Genomic DNA, 25,206 nt, shown 5'->3' with positions numbered 1-25,206 from the left:
TATGGCCTATTTTATCAATGTAATATTGCCCATTCCTTTGGAAAGGCATTTTACGTATAGCGTAAGCCTTGAGGAAGCCGAGCTTCTAAAAACAGGAATGCGTGTTGCCGTACCTTTTGGAAAATCAAAAATATATACAGGATTGGTTGAAAGTGTACATTCAACCCCACCGGAAATCTATGAGGCCAAGGACATCCATGAGGTTTTGGATGAACATCCAATAGTGGCTCCGATACAGTTTCGGCATTGGCAATGGATCGCGGATTATTATATGTGTACCCTGGGAGAAGTAATGCGGAGCGCTTTACCCGGTGCGTTCCTGTTGGAAAGTGAGACGTTGGTATTGCGCAATGAAAATGCCCCTGTAGATGAACTTTCCCTAAAAGATGACGAATTTTTGATTTTTGAGGCATTGCAGCACCAATCCACATTAAAAATCCAGGAGATAGCTGCAATAATCGATAGAAAGAACGCCTTGCCCGTTTTGCAACGACTATTGGAAAAAAAGGCCATCCGGTTAAAAGAGGAAGTATATGAGCAGTATAAGCCCAAATTGGTCAGATATGTTAGATTGACCGATGTTTATGCGGACGATCAAAAATTGGAAAAACTGCTACAGTCCTTGTCCCGGGCACCAAAACAAAGTCAGGTTGTCCTAGCAGTTTTTCAACTGCAGGGAAATTCTAAAAAACCAATATCCGTGGCTGATCTGGAGAAATCGGCGAATGTTTCCAGGGCAATAATTAAAAGTTTGGTGGATAAGGATATCCTGGAAGAATATTTTATTCAAAAAGATCGGATAAACTATGAAAGGATAGGTGAAAAATCGCCCAGTAAAGGATTGAACGAACATCAGGAAAAAGCTTTAGCAGACATTAATGAAAACTTTGAAAAACAAAAAGTCACCTTATTAAAGGGAATAACCTCTTCCGGAAAGACTGAAGTGTATGTAAAACTCATAGAATCCTATATAGAAAAAGGAAAACAGGTACTGTACTTGTTGCCGGAGATAGCGTTGACTACCCAGCTTATTGCCCGGTTACGGGATTATTTTGGTGAGAAAATATCGGTATATCATTCAAAATACAATGTACAGGAGCGTGTAGAGGTATGGAACAATGTACTTTCCGGGGAACCAAAGGCACAAATTGTGATCGGGGCAAGATCTGCAATGCTGTTGCCCTTTAACCATCTGGGATTGATCATAGTAGATGAGGAACATGAAAGCTCTTTTAAACAGTTTGACCCTGCGCCACGCTACCATGCCCGGGATGCCGCCATTGTATTGGGCAGTTTGCACGGAGCGAATATAATACTGGGATCTGCCACGCCGAGTATCGAGAGTTTTCATAATGCGCAAACGAGAAAATATGGATACGCCGAAATAAACAGGAGGTACGGGAATGTACTGCTTCCGGATGTGGAATTGGTAGATATAAAAGAGGCCCATAGAAAAAAAAGAATGAAAGGGCATTTTTCCGAACGGCTCCTGGAGGAAATAAACAAGACCTTGGAGGCTGGGGAACAGGTTATCCTATTTCAGAACAGGAGAGGGTATGCACCTATTTTAGAATGCTCCACTTGTGGCCATACGCCTCAATGCCCAAATTGTGATGTAAGTCTTACCTATCATCAATATCGGAAACAATTGCGTTGTCATTATTGTGGACATCATACCGCTTTGCCCGAAAATTGCCAGGCCTGTGGAAGTCCGGAATTGGACACTAAGGGTTTTGGTACCGAACAAATAGAGCAGGAAGTAAAGGCATTGTTTCCTGATGTTAAAGTAGGCCGGATGGATCTGGATACTACCAGGGGAAAACACGGCTATGAAAAAATCATTACCGCTTTTGAACAACAAGAAATAGCTATTCTTATAGGTACGCAAATGTTGACCAAGGGATTGGATTTTAGGAATGTAAATTTAGTAGGGGTCATGAATGCGGATGCACTCCTGAATTTTCCGGATTACAGGGCACATGAACGGAGTTTTCAATTATTGACACAAGTAGCCGGAAGGGCAGGCCGAACAAAAAAACGTGGAAAAGTAATCGTCCAAAGCTATAACCCTTATCATCAGATTCTAAAACAGGTCTCCACAGGGGATTATAAAGGTATGTATGCCGAACAGCTTTATGAACGGGAACAGTACAAATATCCACCGGTAAATAGGATTATCAAAATAACTTTTAAACACAAAAACTATAACGTGCTCAATGAGGCGGCAGATTGGTTCTGCAATGCGTTAAAAACGAATTTTGGAGGAAATGTGCTGGGGCCGGAATACCCTCCTGTGGCCAGGATCCGGAATCAGTACCTAAAGCATCTTATGATCAAAATGGATAAAAGAGAGACTATAGGAAGAACAAAACTCAATATTAAGAGAATAGAAAAATCTTTCCATGCTATTTCAATGTACCGGAGCGTTCGGGTAATCTATAATGTAGATCATATTTAATTTGCCCGATATCCTAATTTTTATAGGTGTTTTGGTTTTTCCGGTCATTGGATTAATAGGTTATTGAAATAGGGAGCTACATGACCTTGTAATCCGGGCCATTCTTTCCTTTACAGTTTTATGGTCGTTCAAACATTTGTACAAAAAAACCGTTTCATCAGAAACGGTTTAGAAGTAAAGTTTATATCATAAGCAATTTATACATTGCTGAGTGCTTCCGCCAACTCTGTTTTCTTGTTTCTGCTTAACGGAATAGAACGTCCACTGACCTCTACGTTTTTACTGTTGAATTTTTCTACTTTTTCCAAGTTTATAATATATGACTTGTGAATACGTAAAAATTTATCTTCCGGCAATTGCTTTTCAAAAGATTTCATTGTTGATAAAATTACGATATTGGCTTCGTCCGTAACCAATTTTATGTAATCACCAAGGGCTTCTATCCACTTGATATCATTTAAAATGACCTTCCTTTTCTTAAGATTGCTCTTCACAAAGATATGTTCTTCATCCTCGTTTACCCGGTGCATCTGTTCATACTTTGCGACCGCTCTTTTTACGGAGGCATCAAAACGCGCCATGGTAATCGGTTTGTGGAGATAATCCGTTACGTCATAGTCGAAGGCCTTGAGGGCATAATCCGGTTTACCAGTGATCAAAATCACCTGAGGGCTGTTGTCTAGGGACTCGAGTAGGTCGAATCCTGTGATGATCGGCATCTCGACATCAAGAAAAATCAAATCGATTTCATTGTTCTTGATACCGTTCTTTGCCTCGATAGCATTGCTGTATTCCGCTACCATGGCCAAGTTGGGATGGTTGTTTACCAACTTTGCGACGGCCATCCTTTGCATGGACGAATCGTCAACGATAATACTTCTTAATTTCATAAGGGCTGATTTGTGGGGTTAAATCATCGACAAATTACCAAAAAAACATGCTTAACTGCAACAAAAGATGTAAACATTGCATTGTTCATTGTGTAATCGGTGATGATCATTTACTAAGATTTGGTTATATTCAATTTATTATTGCTTCTTCCTATAACGAATAATTTTTAGGTTTCTTATAATTATTTTAAAATAATAGCTATTTTTGCACTCCTTAAAATAAATATAATATGAACCATTACGAAACTGTTTTCATTTTGAATCCCGTTCTATCTGATGTTCAGATAGAGGAAACAGTTAAGAAATTCGAGGATTTCTTAATTAAGAATGGAGCCAAAATGGTCTCCAAGGAAAATTGGGGCCTAAAAAAACTGGCTTACCCTATTCAAAACAAAAAAAGTGGTTTTTACCACTTGTTCGAATTCACTGTTCCCGGTGAGGCAATAATGCCTTACGAACAGGAATTTAGAAGAGATGAACGTGTTATGCGCTTTTTGACCGTTAAATTGGACAAGCACGCCGTTGCATGGGCAGAAAAGAGAAGAACAAGGTTAAAAACAGCTAAAGCTTAAGTACGATGTCAACATTACAACAACAAGCAAAAGGTAAAAAGGATGGGGAAATCAGGTATTTGACCCCATTGAACATAGAGACCAATACCAAAAAGAAATATTGCCGATTTAAAAAATCGGGCATCAAATATATAGATTATAAGGATGCTGATTTTTTGATGAAATTGGTGAACGAACAAGGTAAATTATTACCGAGAAGACTTACGGGAACTTCCTTAAAGTATCAACGTAAAGTTGCCCAGGCCGTTAAAAGGGCTCGTCATTTGGCTTTAATGCCTTACGTTGGTGATCTATTAAAATAAAAAAAAGTGTCATGGAACTTATATTAAAGGAAGACGTACAGAATTTAGGTTTTAAAGATGATTTGGTAACCGTTAAGAACGGATACGGAAGAAATTTCCTTATCCCGCAAGGTTTGGCCACAATGGCTACTCCTTCCGCTAAAAAGGTGTTGGCCGAAGATTTAAAACAAAGAGCGCACAAGGAGAAGAAAGTTATAGATGCCGCCAACAAGGTTGCGGACGCACTTAGAAAATTGGAATTGAAGATTCCTGCCAAGACCGGAGCCGGTGATAAATTATTCGGATCTGTCACTGCGACCGATTTGGCCTCGGCAATTGAAAAAGATGGGCATGCTATCGATAAAAAGTTTATTGCTATACCAGGAGGTTCCGTTAAAAGAACGGGATCTTACAGTGCCCAAATCCGTTTGCACAGAGAGGTGATCATTGATTTTCCTTTTGAGGTCGTTGCGGAACAGAAGAAATAGAATTTGATTTAGATAATGTATAAGCCTTTCAGTTTACTGAAAGGCTTTGTTTTTTAATGAACGGAACGAGCCACGAATAATCTTGGATTTTCGCAAGATTTTCATCATAGTGAAGCACATCTGATCGATAATTAAAAATAAATCACCTGTACAGATGAAATATACCCGTCTTTCAAAAGAGCAGTTCGAGGAATTGCACCCGGAGTTCATCAATTTTTTGGCTACACAATCCATTACGGCAGATGAATGGGGCAAGATCAAAGAAAATAAACCTCAAGTAGCGGAAGAGGAATTGGACGTGTTTAGCGATCTTGTATGGGAAGGTGTCCTGAACAAAGTAACCTATTTGGAAAACATCTCTGCCCAACAGATGCATTTATTCCATTTAACGGAGAAAGAAATGAAACTGATCGCCGTTAAAGTGATGAATCCCGATGTGGATTTAACCGTTAAGATCGGTTTTGACTGGTTCAAAAAGAATTGGCAATCGGATTTTGTAGAGTATTTGACCGCTTCCAAAATGTATTCGGAAGATAGGAATGCAGATAAGTTTCAATTGATCCAACAAGGGGCGGTTATTACCAAAGGGGAGCTGTATCAATGGTTTGATAGGGTAATCGATATTTCATAAAAAAATCCTTCTGGTACCTGCCAAAGAGATAAGACTCTCCTCAAGTAATTCTAAAATGATCAATAGAAGGTTTTAGGGTTGTTTTTGAAGGGTTTTCGATACCATCAAAACCTCTAAACACATATATTTGCAGCACAATTAAATTCAAATGGCCCAGAAACCATCCATACCCAAGGGTACAAGGGATTTTACCCCTTCCGAAATCGCAAAACGCAACTATATTTTTGATATCGTAAAAAAGCATTTCCGGACTTTTGGATTTCAGCCCATAGAAACCCCTTCTTTTGAGAACTCGGATACCCTAATGGGGAAATATGGGGACGAAGGCGATCGTTTGATCTTTAAAATATTGAATTCAGGAGATTATCTTAATAAGGTCGATGATGTTACCTATAGCTCTAAAAATTCCAATTCCCTGACAGCAAAAATTTCGGAAAAAGCATTACGCTATGATCTAACGGTACCTTTTGCGAGGTATGTGGTCATGCACCAAAATGAGATTGATTTCCCCTTTAAACGCTATCAGATACAACCGGTTTGGCGTGCCGATAGGCCGCAAAAAGGACGGTTTCGAGAATTTTACCAGTGTGATGCGGATGTTGTGGGCTCCAATTCCTTATTGCAAGAAATAGAGTTGATTCAATTATATGATGCCGTCTTTACGGATTTGGGCCTGGAAGGTACCACCATAAAATTGAACAATAGAAAAATACTGGCCGGTATAGCCGAGGTTATCGGGGCCAAACATGCATTGGTCGATTTTACCGTTGCCCTGGATAAATTGGATAAAATAGGGGAGGAAGGCGTTAAAAAAGAGATGTTGGCCAAGGGTATTTTGGAAACTTCCATCCAAAAGGCCGCCCCATTGTTTAAATTGACTGGAAGTAATACCGACCAGTTGGCGATTTTAGAAGCCTTTCTTGGTGATTCTGAAGAGGGTAGTAAGGGAGTGAGGGAGTTGCGGTTTATGATAGAGCACATAACTTCCCTTGGACTGCAATCCGCCAAACTTGCCATAGATGTTACATTGGCCAGGGGGCTCAATTATTATACCGGGGCCATTTTTGAAGTCGGTGCTCCGAAAGGGGTTAAAATAGGTTCCATTGGAGGAGGGGGGCGTTATGACAACCTTACTGGTATTTTTGGTTTAAAAGATGTGAGCGGTGTTGGAATTTCCTTTGGTCTGGATCGTATTTATTTGGTTTTGGAAGAATTAGGCCTTTTTCCAAAGGCAATTGACCGGTCGTTGGATGTATTGTGCCTTAATTTTGGAGATGAAGAGGCATTTGCCGCTCTACAACTGATGACTACATTGCGTAAGTCTGGCCTAAAGGCAGATTTGTATCCTTCCAATGCAAAAATTCAGAAACAATTTAAATACGCCAATAGCCGCCAAGTTCCCTATGTGATTTTGTTAGGCACGGAAGAACTGAACAATGGGTCTTTTGTGGTGAAAAACATGAATACAGGTGAACAGCATACCTACAAACTTGAATCTGTTAAAGATTTTATAACTTCCCTATAAGACTTTCTATGGCAGAAATAACGGCCTGATAATAGGCTGTTTTATGAGGTACGTATTTGTCTTTTTTTGACTTATCCGTTAATTCAGTTTTAAATTGATCAATTGGGACAAGCGTTAAATCCTCTACTTCGCTTTCTTGTTTGATCAAGTTGCCGAAAGGAACTTTAAGTTCACTTAAAAATGTATGATGGAATTCGCAGTCTATAAGGTCTTCATGGTGCTTGTGAACGGATTTGAAAACCCCTATTTTATTTAAACCCTCCGGTTTTATATGTAATCCGATTTCTTCCTCGATTTCCCTAATGGCCGATGCTGTGATAGATTCACCCGCACCTATGTGTCCGGCGACGGAAACATCCCATAACATTGGGTAAGTATCTTTGTTCTTACCACGTTGCTGTAGTAATAGTTCGCCTTGCCGGGTATATAACCAAACATGCACGGTAGGGTGGAAGAGCCCCTTTTGGTGTGCTAGAGACTTCATTGCCGTTTTTCCTGTAAGATTCCCTTCAGGATCTAATATGTCAACAAGCTCGTCCATTCAAAAATTAAAGACCCTCCTTTTTGGGGAGGGTCAGGGTTTAATCAAAATAGCTAAAAGTTTCGCCTTCTTTTATGGTCAACAGCGTTTCATAGATCAATCGAATTACATTTTCCACATCGTTTTTATGCACGGTCTCTACCGTAGTGTGCATATAACGTAACGGCAAGGAAATCAAGGCAGAGGCCACACCGCCGTTGCTATAGGCAAAAGCATCCGTATCCGTACCTGTAAACCTGGAAGCCGCCATGCGTTGAAATGGTATCTTTTTGGATTCTGCCGTCTCAATAATACGCTCGCGCAGCTTATTTTGTACCGCAGGAGCATATGAAATAACCGGTCCGGAACCAATTTCCGTATGGCCCTGTACTTTTTTATCGATCATAGGTGTGGTCGTATCATGGCATACATCCGTAACAATGGCGACATCGGGCTTAATGGTCTGGGTGATCATTTCCGCACCCCTTAAACCAATTTCCTCTTGTACGGCATTGGTAATATACAGTCCAAAAGGCAATTTCTTTTTGTTTTCATGTAGAAGGCGGGCCACTTCGGCAATCATAAATCCGCCTGCCCTGTTATCAATGGCCCTACAAACAAATTTATCGCCGTTCAATACGTGGAACTCATCAGGATAGGTTATGACACAACCTACATGAACACCCATTTTTTCTACTTCTTCCTTGTCCTTGGCTCCTATATCTATAAAAATATTGTCCAGTTTTGGGGGTTCTTCCTTTCCGGATTTGCGGGTGTGAATGGCAGGCCATCCAAAAACACCTTTTACAATGCCTTTTTTGGTATGGATATTTACCCATTTAGAAGGCGCTATCTGGTGATCGCTACCTCCGTTTCGGATTACATAAAGCAATCCATTATCCGTAATATAGTTTACATACCATGAAATTTCATCGGAATGCCCCTCGATTACGACCTTGTACTTGGCGTCTGGATTAATTACGCCAACGGCCGTGCCATAGGTATCCGTAATAAACGTATCCACATAGGGCTGTAGATAGTCCATCCATAGTTTTTGACCTTCCCACTCGTAACCTGTGGGTGCCGCATTGTTCAAGTATTTCTCAAAAAAAGCTAATGATTTTTTAGTGATGATATCTGTTTTGGCCATGTAAAATTAGTTTGCGTGCAAACTTAGCAATATTCAATTGTTTTTAATAATATGCTTCTGTAATTATCGTTAATTTTGGTACAGCTTTAGGGTGTAACGACTATGGAAAGAAAATTTATCGGTTTAATTCTTTTACTGCTGACCATGTGTAAAGTATTTCCCCAGGTACAGGAAAGACCACTGGATTCGGTAACCGAAAAGTTGATTATTGTTGAGGGGGATTCCGTTGTGAAAAGTTCTATAACGTTAGAGGAAGCCTATGTTTTTGGAAGATTGAAATTTTCCTCCTATAAGGAAAAATTAAGATACTATATCCTTAGAAGGAAAACGCATAAAGTTTATCCTTATGCAAAACTGGCCGCAGAGCGGTTGGTGGAATTGAATGATAGCTTGACAAAAATCACGAAAAACCGAAAACGCAAAAAATATACTAAAAAAGTACAGAAATATATAGAGGGGGAATTTTCGGAAGAATTAAAAAAATTGACACGTACCGAAGGTCAAATCTTGGTAAAGCTCATATATAGGCAAACCGGTACTACGGCATTTGATCTGGTCAAGGAACTGCGGAACGGTTGGCGTGCCTTTTGGTATAACACTACGGCCAAATTCTTTAAAATCAGTATTAAAGAGGAATTTCACCCCGATCAGGTAGAAGAAGATTATTTGATCGAGGATATTTTACAGCGGGCCTTTGCATCCGGAAAATTAGATCGGCAGAAAACGGTTTTGGACTATAATTATGCAGAGCTTTATAATAAATGGAAAAAGCCTACGTCCTTAGGTAAAAAGAATTAGACCGTCAATCCTTTTGTTTTCCGAACAGGGCATCCATCAAGGATTTAATGCCCAAAAACCCCATGATAATCGCTGCAATACCCAATAATAACCCAATGATAAGAACGGGCCAATAAAAAGGATGCCCTGTGTTCTTGAACGCTTGCCAAACGATATATGGGGCACTAAACATCAATAAAACGGTATAGAGCAACCGTTTTATGCCTTTGATCAATAAATCCTTGTTCGTCCTCAATTTATTCTATGGTCAGGGTTTCCTTAAATTCTTCTACGATGGCAAAATAACCCAATGCAAAGTTATCGGTTCGCACTATATTATCAAAAACAGCCGGATTATCCATGTTGGTGGTATTTATAATATTGCCCCTTACCGTGGCCGCAGGGGTCTGAAAAGGACCTTGATCCCCACCTGATTGTACTATGATCTGATTCATATAATTATAGAAAGATTCGTCAACACCTAGGATGCTGATTTCCAGAGTGCTCCCCGGTGCCACTTCTTCATCATAAAAATAGGAAAATTCAAAAGTCTGCCCCTGATAGAATTCGTCTTCGGTAACCAGAAATTCTCCAAAATCAAAATCGAACAAATAAAAATCGTCCCGCTCCCCATTATCTGTAAAGCTTACCTTGATCTCTGTTTCGTCCTCGGAGAATAAGGTCTCATCGCCCTGTTCCAAACTATTTATGGGAACGGTAGGAACAAAGGAGGTAGATGCCGAATAGGTCTCTCCCCCATGTTTTACGGTTAAAAACAAATCTCCCGAAGTAAAAAACGGGGTTCGTTTGGATGCTTTATACATTCCCGGTGTTATTTCTTCAAAAACGATGAAATTTGAATCCAATGGCCCCAAGGGTTCATAATCGGTATTTTGAATGGTAATCTCATCAATTTCGGCTATATCGTTGTTGTCAAAGAAAGGACTGGTCAAACCGACCTTGATGCACGCCGTTGTTATCGGATTACTTCTATCTATACGTATTACTGCATCTATATTCAACCTTGGAGGTTCGGTAGGGGTTTCAATATCAATTACATCTTCACACGATAAAAATGCACCTACGGTTATTAGAAAATAAAATAGTTTCTTCATCCCCTAAAATTTAAAATTATAAGTTATGGCCGGTACAACGCCAAATATAGAAGTTCTGATCGCCTCGTTTACACCCGTATCTTGATTTCTACGAAAGTTGATGGAAGCTGCATTTCGTCTATTGTAAATATTATAGATGCTGAAGACCCATTCTCCCTGTAACCTTCTTTTTTTGTTTTTCTTTGGGGTAAGTGTAGCGGAAACATCAATTCTATGATAATCGGGTAAGCGTTCCCGGTTTCGCAGACCGAAGTAGGGAATGACAAGTTCTTGAAATTCGAATTGGCCTATAGGATAGTTGGTGGGCTGCCCTGTCTGATAGACAAAATTGGTGTTGAAACTCCATTTTTTATTCAGATCATAGCTTGCGAATACCGAAATGTCATGGGTCTTGTCATAGGGCGTGTTGTACCATTCGCCAAAATTGATCCCGGTTTCCAAATTGCTTCTTCCATTGTCGGCCGAGGCTGCTCTGCCCGGTGTACGTCGTTCGGACTTTGATAGTGTATAGGCAAGCCAACCTTGAAATTTACCTTCATTCTTTCGCAAAAGCAACTCTAGGCCATAAGCTCTTGCCTGGCCGCTTAAAATTACCTGCTCAATGGCGTTATTGGCTATAAGGTTGGCGCCGTCTATATAATCTATCCTATTTTGGATGTTCTTATAAAAAACTTCACTTTCAAAGGTGTACCTTCCATCTTTAAGATTTCTGAAATAACCCAAGGCATACTGATCCAATAATTGTGGTTTTACAAAAGGTCCACTGGGGGTCCATACATCCAATGGAGTGGGGGAGCTGGTATTGGATAACAGGTGCAGGTATTGCGCCAATCTGGTATAACTGGCCTTTATGGAACTTTTGGAATCAAAAGTGTAGGCCAAGGAGGCTCTGGGTTCTATATTACTATATGTAGCTAAACTGCCCCCTCTTCCCGGGCTTATGACATTTATGGGATCCGCTTCTCGATAGATGAGTAATATAGGGTCAAAACTTACCGGATCGCCATTTTCATATACATTCAATTCATCTTGCCCCAATCTTATAAAATGACTGAAACGAAGTCCGTATCCTAAACTAAGATTCTTGGTCACATGATGTTCCACATCAATATAGGCCGCAAATTCATTGGCATATTTTTGGATCAACTGCTCCTCTATAATACCGGAATCCGCATTGCTGGGGGTTATCTTTCCAGGATTAAATTGATAATAAATATTGTTTAATCCATAATTGACCCGTAGTTTATCGTTTACATAGTGTTTAAGGTCATACTTGATGTTGAAATTTCGGATACCCGAATTCCAATCAAAGCCTACAAAATCCAATTTTAGACCATAATAATAATCGGAATATATTAGTGATAAATTAGAGAACAATTTATTGGAAAATAGATGGTTCCATCTAAAATTGCCCACAGTGTTACCGTATGTATTTACAAAGCTTTCACTAATGCCAAAAACATCCCTTCCAAAATAACCGGAGAGGTAAAAATTATTGTTCTCATTTAACTTATAGTTCAATTTGGTATTCAGATCAAAGAAATAGGCCGTATTGTCAATATCAAAAAGTGGAAGGAACAAATGGGCATAGGAAGCCCTTCCTCCAATCAAAAAGGCCGCTCTATCCTTTTCTATAGGGCCTTCGATCAAAAGCCTACTGGCAACGGCACCGATACCGCCATTTACCTTGAACCCTTTACTGTTTCCTTCTTTTTGAAAAATATCCAATACGGAAGAAACCCTACCGCCATAGCGTGCGGGAATACCTCCTTTGTATAATTTGATATCTTTTATGGCATCCGGATTAAAAACCGAAAAGAAACCGAATAAATGGGAGGAATTGAAGATGGTGGCCTCGTCCAATAAAATCAGGTTCTGATCTACCGCCCCGCCCCGCACGTTAAAACCCGAAGCACCTTCCCCTGCATTGGTGACACCGGGAAGCAAAAGAATGGATTTGATAACATCTGCTTCGCCTAGGATCACCGGAATTTTTTTGATGGTCTCCACAGATAGCGTATTCACGCTCATTTGTGGTTTGCGAATATCCATCTTTTCCACATTCTCGGTCACCATTACTTCCTCCAGTTTCTCTGCTTCTTCCTCCAATTTAAAATCTATCTTGGTGTTTTGGTTCAAGGAGACGGTCCGGGCCATATCCTTAAAACCTAAATAGCTTATAAAAACCTGGTATTCCCCTTTGGGCAGGGTTATGGAATAAAAACCGTATTCGTTTGTGGTGACTCCCGTTTGCAGGCTAGGAAACACCAGTGTCACGCCAATCAGGGTTTCATTACTGGTATTTTCTGTAATAGTACCACTAAGGGTATATTTTTGTTGTGAAAATAGAGGGGTTGAAAAGGAAAAAAATAGCAATAGTAAAGCTATGTGGTTTTTGTTCATCCTTTTTTTGTTAGAACTCGTTTAAAGATAGACGGGAAATAATGGAATATATAAAATCTTAACAAACTTTATTCAAAAAAAAAGACCCTCGGTATTCGAGGGTCATTGGTATAGTTTAAGAAATATCTTCTAAAATTTCATTGAATGTCCTGCTCGGTCGCATGGCATTCGAAACCAGCTGGGTATCCGGTTTATAGTAACCGCCAATATCCTGTTGGCTCCCTTGTGCTTCGGTCAGCTCATGTAAAATCTGATTTTCGTTTTCCTTTATCCGTCCATGGACTTTTGAAAAAATCTGTTTTAGCTCATCGTTTTCATCTTGATCGGCCAGAGCCTCTGCCCAGTACATGGATAAATAAAAATGACTACCCCTGGTATCCAGTTCGTTGACCTTTCTGGAAGGTGACCTGTCATTGTCCAGGAATTTTTCGGTCGCTTCGTCCAAAGCGTTGCCCAAGACCCTTGCCTTGGCATTGTTGTTCTTGTCACCATGAAATTCCAAGGATACACCAAGGGCTAAAAACTCTCCTAAAGAATCCCACCTTAGATGGCCTTCTTCTATGAATTGTTCCACGTGTTTGGGCGCTGAGCCACCGGCACCGGTTTCAAATAACCCTCCTCCGTTCATTAATGGAACAATGGAAAGCATTTTGGCACTTGTACCCACTTCTAAAATAGGAAATAGATCGGTAAGGTAATCTCTCAATACATTTCCCGAGACGGAAATGGTATCCTTACCATCTTTCATTCTTTTTAAGGTAAACCTCGTAGCTTCGGCCGGCGCCATAATGTGTATCTCCAAACCGTCAATATTGTGTTGCGGCAAATAGGTGTTGACCTTTTTGATCAGTTCCGCATCATGTGCCCTATTTTCATCCAGCCAAAAAACAGCTGGGACTTGAGTGGCCTTTGCTCTGGAAATGGCAAGTTTTACCCAATCCTGAATGGGGGCATCCTTCACCTGGCACATACGCCAAATATCCCCTGCTTCAACTTTATGTTCTAATAAGGTTTCTTTAGAGGTTATATCCCTAACCTGTACACTACCTTTTTTGGGAATTTCAAAGGTTTTATCGTGGGAACCATATTCTTCCGCTTTTTGGGCCATAAGGCCAACATTGGGTACCGTTCCCATAGTCGTGGGATCGAAAGCCCCATGTTCTTTACAAAAATCTATCGTTGCGGTGTAAATACTGGCATAGCTGCTATCCGGTATTACGGCCTTGGTGTCCTGAGGTTTACCCGTCGCATTCCACATCTGCCCGGAATTACGGATCATGGCCGGCATGGAGGCATCAATAATAATATCGCTAGGCACATGGAGATTGGTAATGCCCTTGTCCGAATTTACCATGGCCAGGTCCGGACCATTCTCCATGACGGTCTTAATGTCATTTTCAATATCGGTTTTTATATCACTGGGCAAATTTTCCAATTTATTGAACAATACTTCCAGACCGTTGTTCGGATCCATACCTAGATTCTCAAAAGTTTCGGCATGTTTTTCGAAAACAGGTTTCAAGAATGTTTCTACCACATGGCCAAAAATTATGGGATCCGACACTTTCATCATGGTAGCCTTCATATGGACCGAAAAAAGCACATCTTTTTCTTTGGCATCCTGTACCTGTTCCCCAAGAAATTTTAATAGGGCCTTTTTGTTCATGGCCGTGGCATCTATAATTTCACCGGCCAAAAGATCGATCTTATCCTTAAGTATGGTTTCTTCCGTATTATCGGAAATCAATACAATTTCTACGGCTCTATTATTCTTTATGGTCAAGGATTTCTCATTGGATTTAAAATCCCCTTCGGACATGGTGGCAACATGCGTCTTGGAGCTACTGCTCCAAACACCCATTGTGTGCGGGTTTTTCTTGGCATAATTTTTTACTGCCCTTGGCGCCCTTCTATCGGAATTACCTTCTCTGAGTACAGGGTTTACGGCACTTCCCTTTATTTTATCGTATCTTGATTTGATTTCTTTTTCGGTGTCCGTCTTGGGTTCGTCCGGATAGTCGGGAACAGCGTACCCTTTAGCTTGTAGTTCTGTTATAGCTTCTTTTAATTGAGGTATGGACGCACTTATATTGGGTAATTTTATGATATTGGCCTCCGGCTCTTTCGCCATCTTTCCCAATTCGTTCAAATCATCGCTTATTCTTTGTCCTGTTTCTAAAAAATCTGGGAAAGTAGCGGTTATTCTTCCCGAAAGAGAAATATCCTTTGTCTCTATTTCTATTCCAGAGGTTTTTGTAAATGCTTGGACTATAGGTAGAAAAGACTCCGTTGCCAAGGCCGGTGCCTCATCCGTTTTTGTATAAAAAATCTTGGACATTAGCTGTATTTTATTTTAAAGCGCAGCAAATATACAATTTTCCCAAGGCATGAATACATGGATTGCCCTTAATCTTTAGGGTTTCCGATGTAGGATTGACTTAAAACTTAGAATAACAAAAGCCATATCATTGTATAAATACATTGATATGGCTTTTTAGAATGAGTTTACAGACTTTTTGTTTCAATTATTCAATTAAAACGGCAACCATTGATTGCATCTGCATCACAAATTCAACGTTTGAATCACATTTTATCCTCAATTATTCAATCAAGCGATTACTTTGTTTTTTCTTCTCGTTATCTTAACCTATTTCTTTTCGAATAAACAAGTCTATTCAAAAAATCGATAAATCCATAATGTTCGATAAAAGCGACAGCCTTTAGAACGATTACTCGCAAATACAGGAAAAACCATTTTATTAAACAGTCCAACTTGCTTTTTTTGCTAAATAACAACATAAAGAACGTAAACCTCATGATGACCTCCACGCACATCCTTTAGCGATGTTTTGCTTAAATCATACTTAAAGATAATAAAAAAAACCGAAATGTATATTTATTGCAAAAAATTAATAATCAACACCTTATGAACTATCGTTGTTCACAAATGTTCATAAAAAAAGCCGGTCTATGACCGGCTTGCTCTTTAATAGTTGTCCTTAGTTTTTAGGATCTTACTTCTTTGATTCTTGCCTTCTTACCGGTCAAACCTCTAAAGTAGTAGATACGAGATCTGCGCACCTTCCCTTTTTTGTTGATCTCAATTTTTTGCAGGGCCGGCATATTGACAGGGAAAATTCGTTCTACCCCAACCGTACCGGACATTTTGCGAATGGTAAATGTCTCTGTAGCTCCTGTACCTCTTCTTTGGATTACGACACCTTTAAAGAACTGTGTACGTGTTTTTTCACCTTCTTTAATTTCATAGTAAACTGTAATGGTATCTCCCGAGGAAAAATTTGGAAATTCTTTCTTGGTCACAAATTCTTCCTGAACAAACTTAATTAATGATTCCATGATTTTTTTAATATTGGAATTTATTTTAAAGCAACATTCACGATTTTCGTCAGAGGTTAATTTAACAGAGTGCAAAAGTAATTCTAAAATTAGAAACTACAAGTATTTTTAAGTGATTTTTACAATGAACCCATCTTGACTTTTTCTACTCCAAAAGGTCCGGTCGCAGTTTCTCGGTTCTTTTATGGGCCTTGTCTTCCCGCCATTGTTCTATCTTGCCAAAATTTCCGGTCAAAAGAACATCGGGGACTTTCATTCCATCGTAGTCCGCCGGTCTGGTATAGACCGGAGGCGCCAACAATCCGTCCTGAAAAGTATCCGTTAAGGCGGATGTCTCATCGCCAAGTACTCCCGGAATCAACCGGATAATGGTATCACAGAGTACGGCAGCACCCAATTCACCACCGGATAGCACGTAATCCCCTATCGAAATTTCCTTGGTAACATAAGCATCCCTAACCCTTTGATCTACGCCTTTGTAATGACCGCATAGTATAATGATGTTTTTTTGAAGTGAAAGATTGTTGGCCATTTTTTGGTCCAAAGTTTCCCCGTCCGGGGTCATGTAGATAACAGCATCATATGATCTTTCTCCTTTGAGTTTGGAGATGCATTTATCAATAGGTGCTATCATAAGGACCATTCCGGCTCCGCCCCCAAATTGATAATCGTCTACTTGTCTGTATTTATTATCCGTATAGTCCCTTAAATTATGGAAATGAACTTCGACCAATCCCTTATCTATCGCTCTTTTTAGAATGGAAGCTTCAAACGGACTCTTAAGGAGTTCTGGTAGTACGGTAATAATATCAATTCTCATGGTATGCTTTGGATTAAGAATCGGCAGTCAAAAATAATGAAAACAATGGTTATCCTTTTTCTATCCCGATTTTCCACATAAAATTTGTGGTGCAGTGTTGGCCATTATTATTTCTTGGCATTTTTTCCTAATAGTGGGGTGCTTTCCGTAAAGAAAGGAGGAAGGTATCCGTTCTCTATAATCTATTATTATCCTAAAAAAAGCTCCTAATGGGAGCTTTACGGTTTATTTGGGTTTCTTCTGTTTGTTCAGTTCATCCTGTAATTGCCTGCTGATCTTCTGTTCCCGTTCCAAGGCCCTTCTTCTGTGATCTTCATATTCTACCTCCAGTTCCGAGAGGTTTTGTTTGGCTTCCTGCGTTAGTATATTGCTATTTCTAAATTTATAAATGAAAAGGCCCAACAATATGAACAACCCACTAATAATTGTCCAAAGAATAAAATTGTATGTTCCTTTGGATACCTGCATACCCAAAAAGGACATGCTGTCCTTTTCTGCCGTTACATCGGTTAGGTTAGTGGTGGTTTCCTCTAATTTTTTATTTAATGAGGCAATGGTGGTTACGTGTTCGGAAATGGTCACTTTAAGTTCCCCTGTTTTTTTGTTCTTTGCCGCAATGGAATCCAAGACGTTTTTTCTCAGTTTATATAAATTCGATTCTCTTACGACCTCATATCGCACACCATCTGCCCTGTAGTTGCCCGATTTTTTTGAAATATAATCAAATTGTGAACTAATAGAACCCTTGTCCAAGGATGGTTTGTCCACATTGGAATCTTGTGCATAGGTAATGTTTACGGTAAGTAGGACCGTAAACACCATTAACAATCTACAAATTTTCATTTACTTAGTGATTACTGTTAAAAATTGATTTAGAGTGGACTAAAGTAATTGAATAAAATCAAATACTAAAAAAATGGATAAAGTTTGTTACCCACTACATATCTACGTAAAACAGTAGTTTTAGGACGTTAAGCTCTTTGAAAATTTTAATAATAAGTGTATCTGCGAACTTTGGAAATATATTTTGCCAAACGCATTACCTGGTGGGAATAACCATATTCATTATCATACCATATATACAAAACGATATTCTTGCCATTGCTGGAAACAATGGTCGCCTTGCTATCATATATGGAAGGAGCGGAAGTCCCCACGATATCCGAAGAAACGAGCTCTTTGCTCAATGCGTATTTTATTTGTTCTACCAAATCCCCTTCCAAGGCGTATTTTTTCAATATTGTATTTACGCCATCCAAGGAAGTCTGGTTTTTTATTTCCAAATTTAAAATGGCCAAGGACCCATTGGGGACGGGAACTCTAATGGCATTGGATGTCAATTTGCCTTTTAACGAAGGCAAGGTTTTGGCCACGGCTTCCCCGGCACCGGTTTCGGTAATGACCATATTAAGGCCTGCCGCTCTTCCTCTTCTATATTTTCCGTGCATATTGTCCACCAAATTTTGATCATTGGTATAGGCATGTATCGTCTCCAAGTGCCCTTTTTTAATGCCCAAGGAATCTTCAATAACCTTTAAGATAGGGGAGATGGCATTTGTGGTACAGGAAGCGGCCGAGTATATTTTTGTTTTGTCAGGATCGTAATTCAAATGATTTACGCCGTGTACAATATTGGGTACTTCTTTTCCAGGGGCCGTTAACAATACCTTATTGACCCCTTTCGCCTTTAGGTGTCTGGATAGTTGTGCCTTGTTTCTGAATGCACCGGTATTGTCAATGACCAAAGCATTGGATATACCGTACTTCGTATAATCAATATTTTCAGGGTTTTCCGTATTGATGACATGAACCGTTGTTCCGTTGATCAGGAGTGCTTTGTTTTTTACATCTACGGTAACGGTTCCCATAAAATTTCCATGGACCGAGTCCGTTCGTAATAAACTTGCTCTTTTCTCCAGTGTCTCCACATCTGCATTACCGCGAACGACAATGGCCCGTAATCGCAGTTGGTTTCCTTTACCGATCTTGGACATTAATTCTCGGGCCAGTAAACGACCAATTCTGCCAAAACCATAAAGCACGACATCCTTTGCCTTTATATCTGTAGCGTTATGTGCCGATTTGAGTTTTTCAATGACAAATGCCTTTACGTTGTTAAAATTATTGTCGTCGGAATGATATTCATAGGTTAATTTGCCAATATCCAATTTGGAAGGAGGCAGTTTTATATCGTTTATGGCCCTTAATATTTCAACGGAATCGAAAATGGAAATGGGCTTTTGTACAAATTCCCCGGCATATTCATGTAAATGAATAATATCACTGACATTTCTATCGATCACCTGATTTTTAAAGAGTACGATTTCTATGGATTTATCATACCATAGATTACTGGCGATTTTTATAAATTCAGTAGTCGCTTTTCTTCTATCCGCCTGAAAGGCCAATTCTTTTTCGTAGGACACTTTATTGGACATTTTGATTGTTAGTTGTTGTATTTTTGTTCAAAATTAGTCTTTTTAAATGTTTTTGTAACAAATTTCAAATAAAAAAGCATTCATTAAAATAGAGGTTCAAAATCAATATATTAAACGCGTCTTCTTGACCGAAAATGAGTTGAAATTTATCCAGACCAGATACTTTTTGAAATACACAGCACTGATACGGATAAGAAAAGCAACGAAATATAGATGGGTTTAGACCATTTTTTAAGGAATGGAAAATGTCAAAATGAACTCGTTAAGAGTATTATTGAAATATTAAACGCTCTTTTTCACCATCTTCGTTGAGCATGGTTATTACGGTCTTGCCCCATCTGGAAATGGCCCCGAATGCATTTTTGGCATCGGTAATGTCCTTTATTTCCTTGTTGTCCACACTAAGGATAATTTTGCCATATAGGCCATATCCCCTATAGCGCTCCGGAACACCTATAATCTTTACGCCGTATTTTGTTTTTAATTTTTTCTGTTCTTTTTCCGTTAGATTTTTAACTTCCAAGCCCATATTGGGTACGGTGATGGTCTGTCTTTTCTTTAAGGTTACCGGAATCGTAAGTTCTTCCCCCTCTCTTAGAACGGTGAGTATGACTACATCGCCCGGTCGTTTTGTGGAAGTATATCCGGTAAGATCTGGAAACTTTCTTACTTTTTGGCCATCTACTTTTTTGATGATATCCCCTCTTTCGATATTTGCATCGTATGCTCCGGAATCCTCATTTACCCCGTCAACGTAAACACCATCAATTTCATTGAATTTATTCTCTATGGCATATTGGGTATTTAACCTTGGGGATTCAATACCCAAAATCCCCTTTTGTACATTGCCATATTCGGAAATATCATCAATTACCTTTTTGGCAATATTGCTGGGTACCGCAAATGAATAACCGACATAGGATCCTGTTTGGGATGTGATCGCCGTATTGATGCCGATCAGCTCCCCATTGGTATTTACCAACGCTCCGCCCGAATTTCCAGGATTTACGGCAGCATCGGTTTGTATAAAAGATTGGTTTTTACGAATATCCAAACTTCTGGCTTTCGCACTAACGATCCCTGCGGTTACGGTAGAGGTAAGGTTAAAAGGATTGCCCACGGCCAATACCCATTCCCCGACTTTAGTGTTATCGGAATCACCAAAAACCAAGTAAGGCAATTTGTCATCGGCCTCAATTTTGATCAGGGCGATATCGGAATTGGGATCTGTTCCGATCAGTTCCGCATTATATATTCTATTATTGTTCAGCGTTACCTGTAATTGACTGGTATTGGCAATAACATGATTATTGGTAACGATATATCCGTCCTGTGAAATGATGACACCGGATCCCGTACCTACCTGAGGTTTGGCGTTTCCGCCCGACCCATAAAAAAAATCGAATAGATTGTTCGTTCCTTTGTTTAACGATACATTTTTAACGTGCACCACCGCATTTACCGTATTTTCGGCAGCTAAGGTAAAATCCACTTCATTGATCCCTGCTCCCTTGGCGGAAGTAGGGGTAAAGCTCGTATTTACGATACTACTGCCATTATTTTCCGGTGCAATGACCGTATAATTTGGTCGCTCAAAGAAAAATTTATAAGCTCCCAGGGTAATTGCCCCTGCAAAAACGGAAACGAAAAACAGACTTCCTATTTTCTTCATAACCCGGTAATTTTTTAACAAATTCATCGTAAAATTAATCGATTTTCTATTTTTTCTTCTGTGTTTAACGACTTTTTAACGGCTAAGAATCCTTGAATAAAGCATTATCTTTGTGCTTTGCCCTAGGTGTGAAACGAACCATGGCCATTAAGCCAATATCGTTAAGAATGCCGATCAAAGAATTACGGGTACTGATAAAAAACAAATTAAGGATCGATAGATGGAATTGACTTTTTATAAATATCAAGGTACGGGGAACGATTTTGTTGTTATTGACAATAGGTCCAATAGCTTTCCTAAATCGGATTCGAACTTGGTGGCAAACCTATGTGATCGGAGGTTTGGTATTGGTGCCGACGGATTGATCTTATTGGAGCATGATGAGCGGACCGATTTTAGAATGGTCTATTTTAATGCGGATGGAAAGGAAGGTAGTATGTGCGGGAACGGAGGAAGATGTATAGTGGCCTTTGCCCGGTTTTTGGGGGTTATAAAAGATGAAACCTCGTTTATGGCCGTGGATGGGTTGCATGAAGCCACGATCCAGGGGGAAAATGTTAGTCTTAAAATGCAGGAAGTTTCCGAAATTAAAACAAAACCCAACTCCATTTTTATGGATACGGGTTCTCCACACCATATACAATTGGTGGATGGCCTTAAGGATTACGATGTAGTGAAAGAGGGAGCGAAATTAAGGTATGGACTCTATGGCGAAAAAGGGAGTAATATAAATTTTGTGAGTCCTATAGATAATGAAACATTTGCCGTAAGAACTTATGAAAGGGGGGTAGAGGATGAAACTTTATCTTGTGGAACGGGAGTTACGGCCGCTGCCCTGGCCATGCATCATTTGGAAAAAGCGGTTTCGGACAAAGTCGTCATTAAGGCACTGGGGGGCGAATTGGAAGTGAGCTTTACCGCTAACGGCAAAGGTTATCGAAATATTTATTTGAAAGGTGCCGCCAAACAGGTTTTTAAAGGGGAAATAACGTGGTAACATTAAAAGGAAAACAAATATATTTAAGGGCTCTGGAGCCAGAGGACCTGGATTTTCTCTACCAGTTGGAAAATAATACGGCCGTTTGGGAAATTAGTGGGACCGTTACCCCTTATTCAAGAAATGTGCTTCAATTGTATTTGGATAATGCCCATAGGGATATTTATGATGTAAAGCAATTGCGATTGGTCGTTTGTGATTTGAACGATAAACCATTGGGATTGATAGATCTGTTCGATTTTGATCCGATCAACAAAAGGGCGGGAATAGGAATTATCATCTCACAAAAACAAGATAGGGACAAAGGAACAGGGGCATCGGCTATTCGGTTGCTCTGCAATTATGCTTTTGAAGCATTGGAATTAAGGCAGGTCTATGCCAATATTTTGGAGGAAAACTCCCGGAGTGTCCATTTGTTCCAAAAACTTGGTTTCGAACAAGTGGGTGTAAAAACGGATTGGATCCGTAGTAACGGAACCTATAAAAACGAAATCCTATTTCAAAAGATAAATAACTAATGTACATTAAACGCATACTTTTGGTGATAGTCCTGGGTGGTCTTTTGGTCGGGGGAGCCTTTGCTTATATGGTCTACAATGCCTTTTTTGTCCCAAATACAAAATTTAACAATCCGGAAGCTTATCTATATATTCCCTCTGAGGCTTCATTTAAGGAGGTAAAGGATCAATTGGAACCGCTGCTTGAGAATTTGGACACATTTGAGTCCGCTGCAGAAAGGAAAGGGTATGCCAGTAATATCAAGGGAGGGAAATACCGGATCAAGAAGGGAATGAACAACAATGAACTGATCAACTCTTTAAGAAGTGGGAACATTCCCGTAAAAGTGGCCTTTAACAATCAGGAGACACTTCAGAGTTTGGCGGGAAGGATATCCATTCAGATTGAAGCGGATAGCCTGTCTTTGCTCCGGGCATTCGAGGAGGTCGATTTTCTACGAGAAAACGGTTTTGATAAAGACAATGCCCTGTCCCTTTATATTCCTAATAGTTATGAGTTTTTTTGGAATACGTCTGCCTTCGATTTTAGGAAACGTATGCTAAAGGAGTACGACCGCTTTTGGAACAGGGAGCGAAAAAAGAAGGCGGATGCCCTGGGAATGAGCCCAAAAGAGGTCGTTGCCCTGGCCTCGATCGTACATAAAGAATCGGCAAAAGTAGATGAGCGCCCCAGAGTGGCCGGGGTATATATAAACAGACTTAAAAAAGGGATGCTCCTTCAGGCCGATCCTACCGTAATTTATGCCCTAAAGAAAGCGTCGGGAAATTTTGATCAGGTCATCAAAAGAGTTTTGTATAAGGATCTGGAATTGGAATCCCCCTATAATACCTATAAATATGCCGGATTACCGCCAGGCCCTATTACTATGCCCGACATTAGTGCCGTGGATGCCGTGCTCAATGCCGAAAAGCATGACTATTACTATTTTGTGGCCAATGTAAAGAATTTTGGATACCATATGTTTGCTGAAAATTTAACACAGCACAACCGGAATAAGAAGCAATATATCCGTTGGATAAATGCCCAAAAAATCAATAGATAGGTTAATTGTCCGAATTTTAAGACATGTTAACTAAAATTGGATATTTTTAACAAATCCTTTCCAAAGTACCGTATTTTCCACCTTAACTTTGCCTTGTGAAATTTAAGCAAGCCCTTGTGGCTATGAGTCTTAAGAAAAACAATGTATGAGAAGATGGATAGTAACTTTCTGTCAACTTATCGTGATATTTGTTTTATTTGGTTTCGGGTTTAGTGTTTCTAAAGTAGAAGTACCGGAATTGCTTAGAGCAAATGAACCTACTGAAGTCTTGTTTCCCAAAGACAAAATTTCAAAGATTGAAACTGAAATTATGCCCCCTTATCTCGGAAGCCGGTATGTTGGCTTTAAGGAAGCCTTGGCGTTCAAGGAGTCCAGAGGTAATTATTTTTCCGTAAACACGTATGGCTATTTAGGAAAGTACCAATTTGGTATACATACGCTGGCGTTGATCGGGGTATATAACGGCGACCATTTTCTTGGTGACCCCATCCTACAGGAAAAAGTATTCCGTATGAACCTTTCACGTAACAAATGGATTTTAAGGAGGGACATCAAAAGATATGTAGGCCAGATTATAAAGGGTACGGAGATTACGGAATCGGGTATTTTGGCCGCGGCCCATTTGGCAGGTCCCGGTAATGTACAGCACTACCTTAGGTCTTATGGGAGAACAGATGTTATGGATGGGTACGGAACAACCATAGCGACCTATATCAAGAAATTTTCGGGCTATGATATTTCTTTGGTCTCCGCAAAGCGCAATCCAAGAATTTAAGATTAAATCTAAATATGAAAATGGGAAACCTTGGCTTTTTTTGTCAAGGTTTTTTTTATGCCTGAACGATAAAGATTGCAGGGCGTTTATGGAGGTCAATTTGCTCGCCTTTCCATTGTGTTATGGTCTTGGTGGCAATATATTCCGTGTTTAAGGTAATGTCCACGGCAATGCATAATTTGGTGTTTGGAACCAGGGTACGTTCCAATTCTTCTTTTAATTTATTGTTTCTATAGGGCGTTTCAATGAATATTTGGGATTGCTTTTCTTCCCTTGATTTTTTTTCCAGTCTTTTTATTTCTTTTTTACGCTCGGTGGTATCTATGGGCAGGTAACCGTTAAACGCAAAATTTTGACCGTTAAAGCCACTGGCCATTAATGCCAGGAATATAGAGGAAGGGCCAACAAGTGGAACTACCTGAATTCCCTTTTCGTGGGCCACTTCTACAACAGCGGCTCCGGGATCCGCTATCCCCGGACAGCCGGCTTCCGAAAGGATACCCATGTCCAACCCATCCAAACAGGGATCGAGGAACCCTGGTATTTCCGAAGGTTCGGTAAACTTATTCAGCAAAAATAACTGCAGTGCGGGCTGGGATTTTCTGGAACTTACCTTTTTTATAAAATGCCGTGCCGTTTTTTCGTTCTCGACCACATAATGATCAATATGTTCAATGGCTCTTTTTATGGAGATGGGCAGTACTTCGAGCGGGGCAATATCGCCCAAAGTTGAAGGTATCAAGTACAGTTTCCCTTTTTTTTGTATTTCCATAGCT

24 protein-coding genes are annotated in these 25,206 nt (G+C 39.8%); 11 read left to right on the top strand and 13 right to left on the bottom strand.

Features of this window, described 5'->3' with window-relative positions; genetic code table 11:
- Window position 1: 1 nt before the first annotated feature.
- Window positions 2–2,458 carry a replication restart helicase PriA gene (priA, locus tag ACKWB9_RS13465; protein WP_414003541.1) on the top strand — a complete coding sequence of 819 codons (2,457 nt, stop codon included), beginning with the start codon at window positions 2–4 and terminating at the stop codon, window positions 2,456–2,458.
- Window positions 2,459–2,655: 197 nt separating this feature from the next.
- Here the strand turns inward: priA and ACKWB9_RS13460 are convergent, their stop codons facing one another.
- On the bottom strand, window positions 2,656–3,348 hold the full coding sequence (locus ACKWB9_RS13460) for a LytR/AlgR family response regulator transcription factor (protein ID WP_414003540.1): 693 nt from the start codon (window positions 3,346–3,348) through the stop codon (window positions 2,656–2,658).
- A 230-nt stretch (window positions 3,349–3,578) separates the two neighbouring features.
- On the opposite strand from ACKWB9_RS13460, the gene rpsF reads away from it, so the two are divergent.
- The 5 genes from rpsF to hisS all read left to right on the top strand — a co-directional run bounded on the left by rpsF (window position 3,579) and on the right by hisS (window position 6,845).
- A complete protein-coding gene (gene rpsF, locus ACKWB9_RS13455; protein WP_414003539.1) occupies window positions 3,579–3,920 on the top strand; it encodes a 30S ribosomal protein S6 in 342 nt (113 codons plus the stop codon).
- 5 nt (window positions 3,921–3,925) lie between these two features.
- Complete coding sequence (rpsR, locus tag ACKWB9_RS13450) at window positions 3,926–4,222, top strand: 30S ribosomal protein S18 (protein WP_413968512.1); 297 nt, start codon at window positions 3,926–3,928, stop codon at window positions 4,220–4,222.
- Between the two features lie 11 nt (window positions 4,223–4,233).
- Window positions 4,234–4,689, top strand: a complete 456-nt coding sequence (gene rplI / locus ACKWB9_RS13445; RefSeq protein ID WP_414003538.1) for a 50S ribosomal protein L9 — start codon at window positions 4,234–4,236, stop codon at window positions 4,687–4,689.
- Between the two features lie 154 nt (window positions 4,690–4,843).
- Complete coding sequence (locus ACKWB9_RS13440; RefSeq protein ID WP_414003537.1) at window positions 4,844–5,320, top strand: DUF6495 family protein; 477 nt, start codon at window positions 4,844–4,846, stop codon at window positions 5,318–5,320.
- A gap of 148 nt (window positions 5,321–5,468) precedes the next feature.
- Window positions 5,469–6,845, top strand: a complete 1,377-nt coding sequence (gene hisS, locus ACKWB9_RS13435; protein ID WP_414003536.1) for a histidine--tRNA ligase — start codon at window positions 5,469–5,471, stop codon at window positions 6,843–6,845.
- Here the strand turns inward: hisS and ACKWB9_RS13430 are convergent.
- Window positions 6,829–7,386 (bottom strand): NUDIX hydrolase, encoded by a 558-nt coding sequence (locus ACKWB9_RS13430; protein WP_414003535.1) that lies wholly within the window; start codon window positions 7,384–7,386, stop codon window positions 6,829–6,831. The genes hisS and ACKWB9_RS13430 overlap by 17 nt on opposite strands.
- Before the next feature lie 40 nt (window positions 7,387–7,426).
- Window positions 7,427–8,515 (bottom strand): M42 family metallopeptidase, encoded by a 1,089-nt coding sequence (locus tag ACKWB9_RS13425; RefSeq protein ID WP_414003534.1) that lies wholly within the window; start codon window positions 8,513–8,515, stop codon window positions 7,427–7,429.
- Window positions 8,516–8,617: 102 nt separating this feature from the next.
- Here ACKWB9_RS13425 and ACKWB9_RS13420 point away from each other — a divergent pair, with 102 nt between their 5' ends.
- The gene (locus ACKWB9_RS13420) at window positions 8,618–9,313 is read left to right on the top strand and encodes a DUF4294 domain-containing protein (RefSeq protein ID WP_414003533.1); all 696 of its coding nucleotides are present in this window, start codon (window positions 8,618–8,620) and stop codon (window positions 9,311–9,313) included.
- Window positions 9,314–9,317: 4 nt separating this feature from the next.
- Here ACKWB9_RS13420 and ACKWB9_RS13415 read toward each other — a convergent pair whose 3' ends face one another.
- From ACKWB9_RS13415 to ACKWB9_RS13375, 9 genes are all read right to left on the bottom strand, one after another.
- On the bottom strand, window positions 9,318–9,548 hold the full coding sequence (locus ACKWB9_RS13415) for a DUF6095 family protein (protein ID WP_414003532.1): 231 nt from the start codon (window positions 9,546–9,548) through the stop codon (window positions 9,318–9,320).
- 1 nt (window position 9,549) lies between these two features.
- On the bottom strand, window positions 9,550–10,407 hold the full coding sequence (locus tag ACKWB9_RS13410) for a DUF4249 family protein (RefSeq protein ID WP_414003531.1): 858 nt from the start codon (window positions 10,405–10,407) through the stop codon (window positions 9,550–9,552).
- 3 nt (window positions 10,408–10,410) lie between these two features.
- Entirely contained in the window at window positions 10,411–12,810 is a 2,400-nt protein-coding gene (locus ACKWB9_RS13405) for a TonB-dependent receptor (protein WP_414003530.1), read from the bottom strand.
- A gap of 115 nt (window positions 12,811–12,925) precedes the next feature.
- Window positions 12,926–15,148: an NADP-dependent isocitrate dehydrogenase gene (locus ACKWB9_RS13400; RefSeq protein ID WP_414003529.1), complete on the bottom strand. Its 2,223-nt coding sequence runs from the start codon at window positions 15,146–15,148 to the stop codon at window positions 12,926–12,928.
- A gap of 668 nt (window positions 15,149–15,816) precedes the next feature.
- On the bottom strand, window positions 15,817–16,167 hold the full coding sequence (gene rplS / locus ACKWB9_RS13395; RefSeq protein ID WP_414003528.1) for a 50S ribosomal protein L19: 351 nt from the start codon (window positions 16,165–16,167) through the stop codon (window positions 15,817–15,819).
- Window positions 16,168–16,312: 145 nt separating this feature from the next.
- Window positions 16,313–16,987 carry a tRNA (guanosine(37)-N1)-methyltransferase TrmD gene (trmD, locus tag ACKWB9_RS13390; protein ID WP_414003527.1) on the bottom strand — a complete coding sequence of 225 codons (675 nt, stop codon included), beginning with the start codon at window positions 16,985–16,987 and terminating at the stop codon, window positions 16,313–16,315.
- Window positions 16,988–17,212: 225 nt separating this feature from the next.
- Window positions 17,213–17,830, bottom strand: a complete 618-nt coding sequence (locus ACKWB9_RS13385; protein WP_414003526.1) for a tRNA (guanine-N1)-methyltransferase — start codon at window positions 17,828–17,830, stop codon at window positions 17,213–17,215.
- 146 nt (window positions 17,831–17,976) lie between these two features.
- Window positions 17,977–19,425, bottom strand: a complete 1,449-nt coding sequence (locus ACKWB9_RS13380) for a glyceraldehyde-3-phosphate dehydrogenase (RefSeq protein ID WP_414003525.1) — start codon at window positions 19,423–19,425, stop codon at window positions 17,977–17,979.
- A gap of 271 nt (window positions 19,426–19,696) precedes the next feature.
- The gene (locus tag ACKWB9_RS13375; RefSeq protein ID WP_414003524.1) at window positions 19,697–21,097 is read right to left on the bottom strand and encodes a trypsin-like peptidase domain-containing protein; all 1,401 of its coding nucleotides are present in this window, start codon (window positions 21,095–21,097) and stop codon (window positions 19,697–19,699) included.
- A gap of 220 nt (window positions 21,098–21,317) precedes the next feature.
- On the opposite strand from ACKWB9_RS13375, the gene dapF reads away from it, so the two are divergent.
- From dapF to ACKWB9_RS13355, 4 genes are all read left to right on the top strand, one after another.
- Window positions 21,318–22,094, top strand: coding sequence for a diaminopimelate epimerase (dapF, locus tag ACKWB9_RS13370; RefSeq protein WP_414003523.1), 777 nt, complete (start codon window positions 21,318–21,320; stop codon window positions 22,092–22,094).
- Window positions 22,088–22,612 (top strand): GNAT family N-acetyltransferase, encoded by a 525-nt coding sequence (locus ACKWB9_RS13365; protein ID WP_414003522.1) that lies wholly within the window; start codon window positions 22,088–22,090, stop codon window positions 22,610–22,612. Before dapF ends, ACKWB9_RS13365 begins: the two co-directional genes overlap by 7 nt.
- Window positions 22,612–23,655, top strand: a complete 1,044-nt coding sequence (gene mltG, locus ACKWB9_RS13360) for an endolytic transglycosylase MltG (protein WP_414003521.1) — start codon at window positions 22,612–22,614, stop codon at window positions 23,653–23,655. Before ACKWB9_RS13365 ends, mltG begins: the two co-directional genes overlap by 1 nt.
- A 145-nt stretch (window positions 23,656–23,800) precedes the next feature.
- Entirely contained in the window at window positions 23,801–24,430 is a 630-nt protein-coding gene (locus ACKWB9_RS13355; protein WP_414003520.1) for a hypothetical protein, read from the top strand.
- A 55-nt stretch (window positions 24,431–24,485) separates the two neighbouring features.
- On the opposite strand, the gene ACKWB9_RS13350 is transcribed toward ACKWB9_RS13355, so the two are convergent.
- Window positions 24,486–25,202 (bottom strand): SAM-dependent methyltransferase, encoded by a 717-nt coding sequence (locus ACKWB9_RS13350; protein ID WP_414003519.1) that lies wholly within the window; start codon window positions 25,200–25,202, stop codon window positions 24,486–24,488.
- Window positions 25,203–25,206 lie beyond the last annotated feature (4 nt).

The organism is Maribacter spongiae (assembly GCF_047345125.1).
GTDB lineage: Bacteria > Bacteroidota > Bacteroidia > Flavobacteriales > Flavobacteriaceae > Maribacter.
Note: the sequence above shows the minus strand (reverse complement) of the source record. Positions and strands in the feature narration are given on the sequence as shown.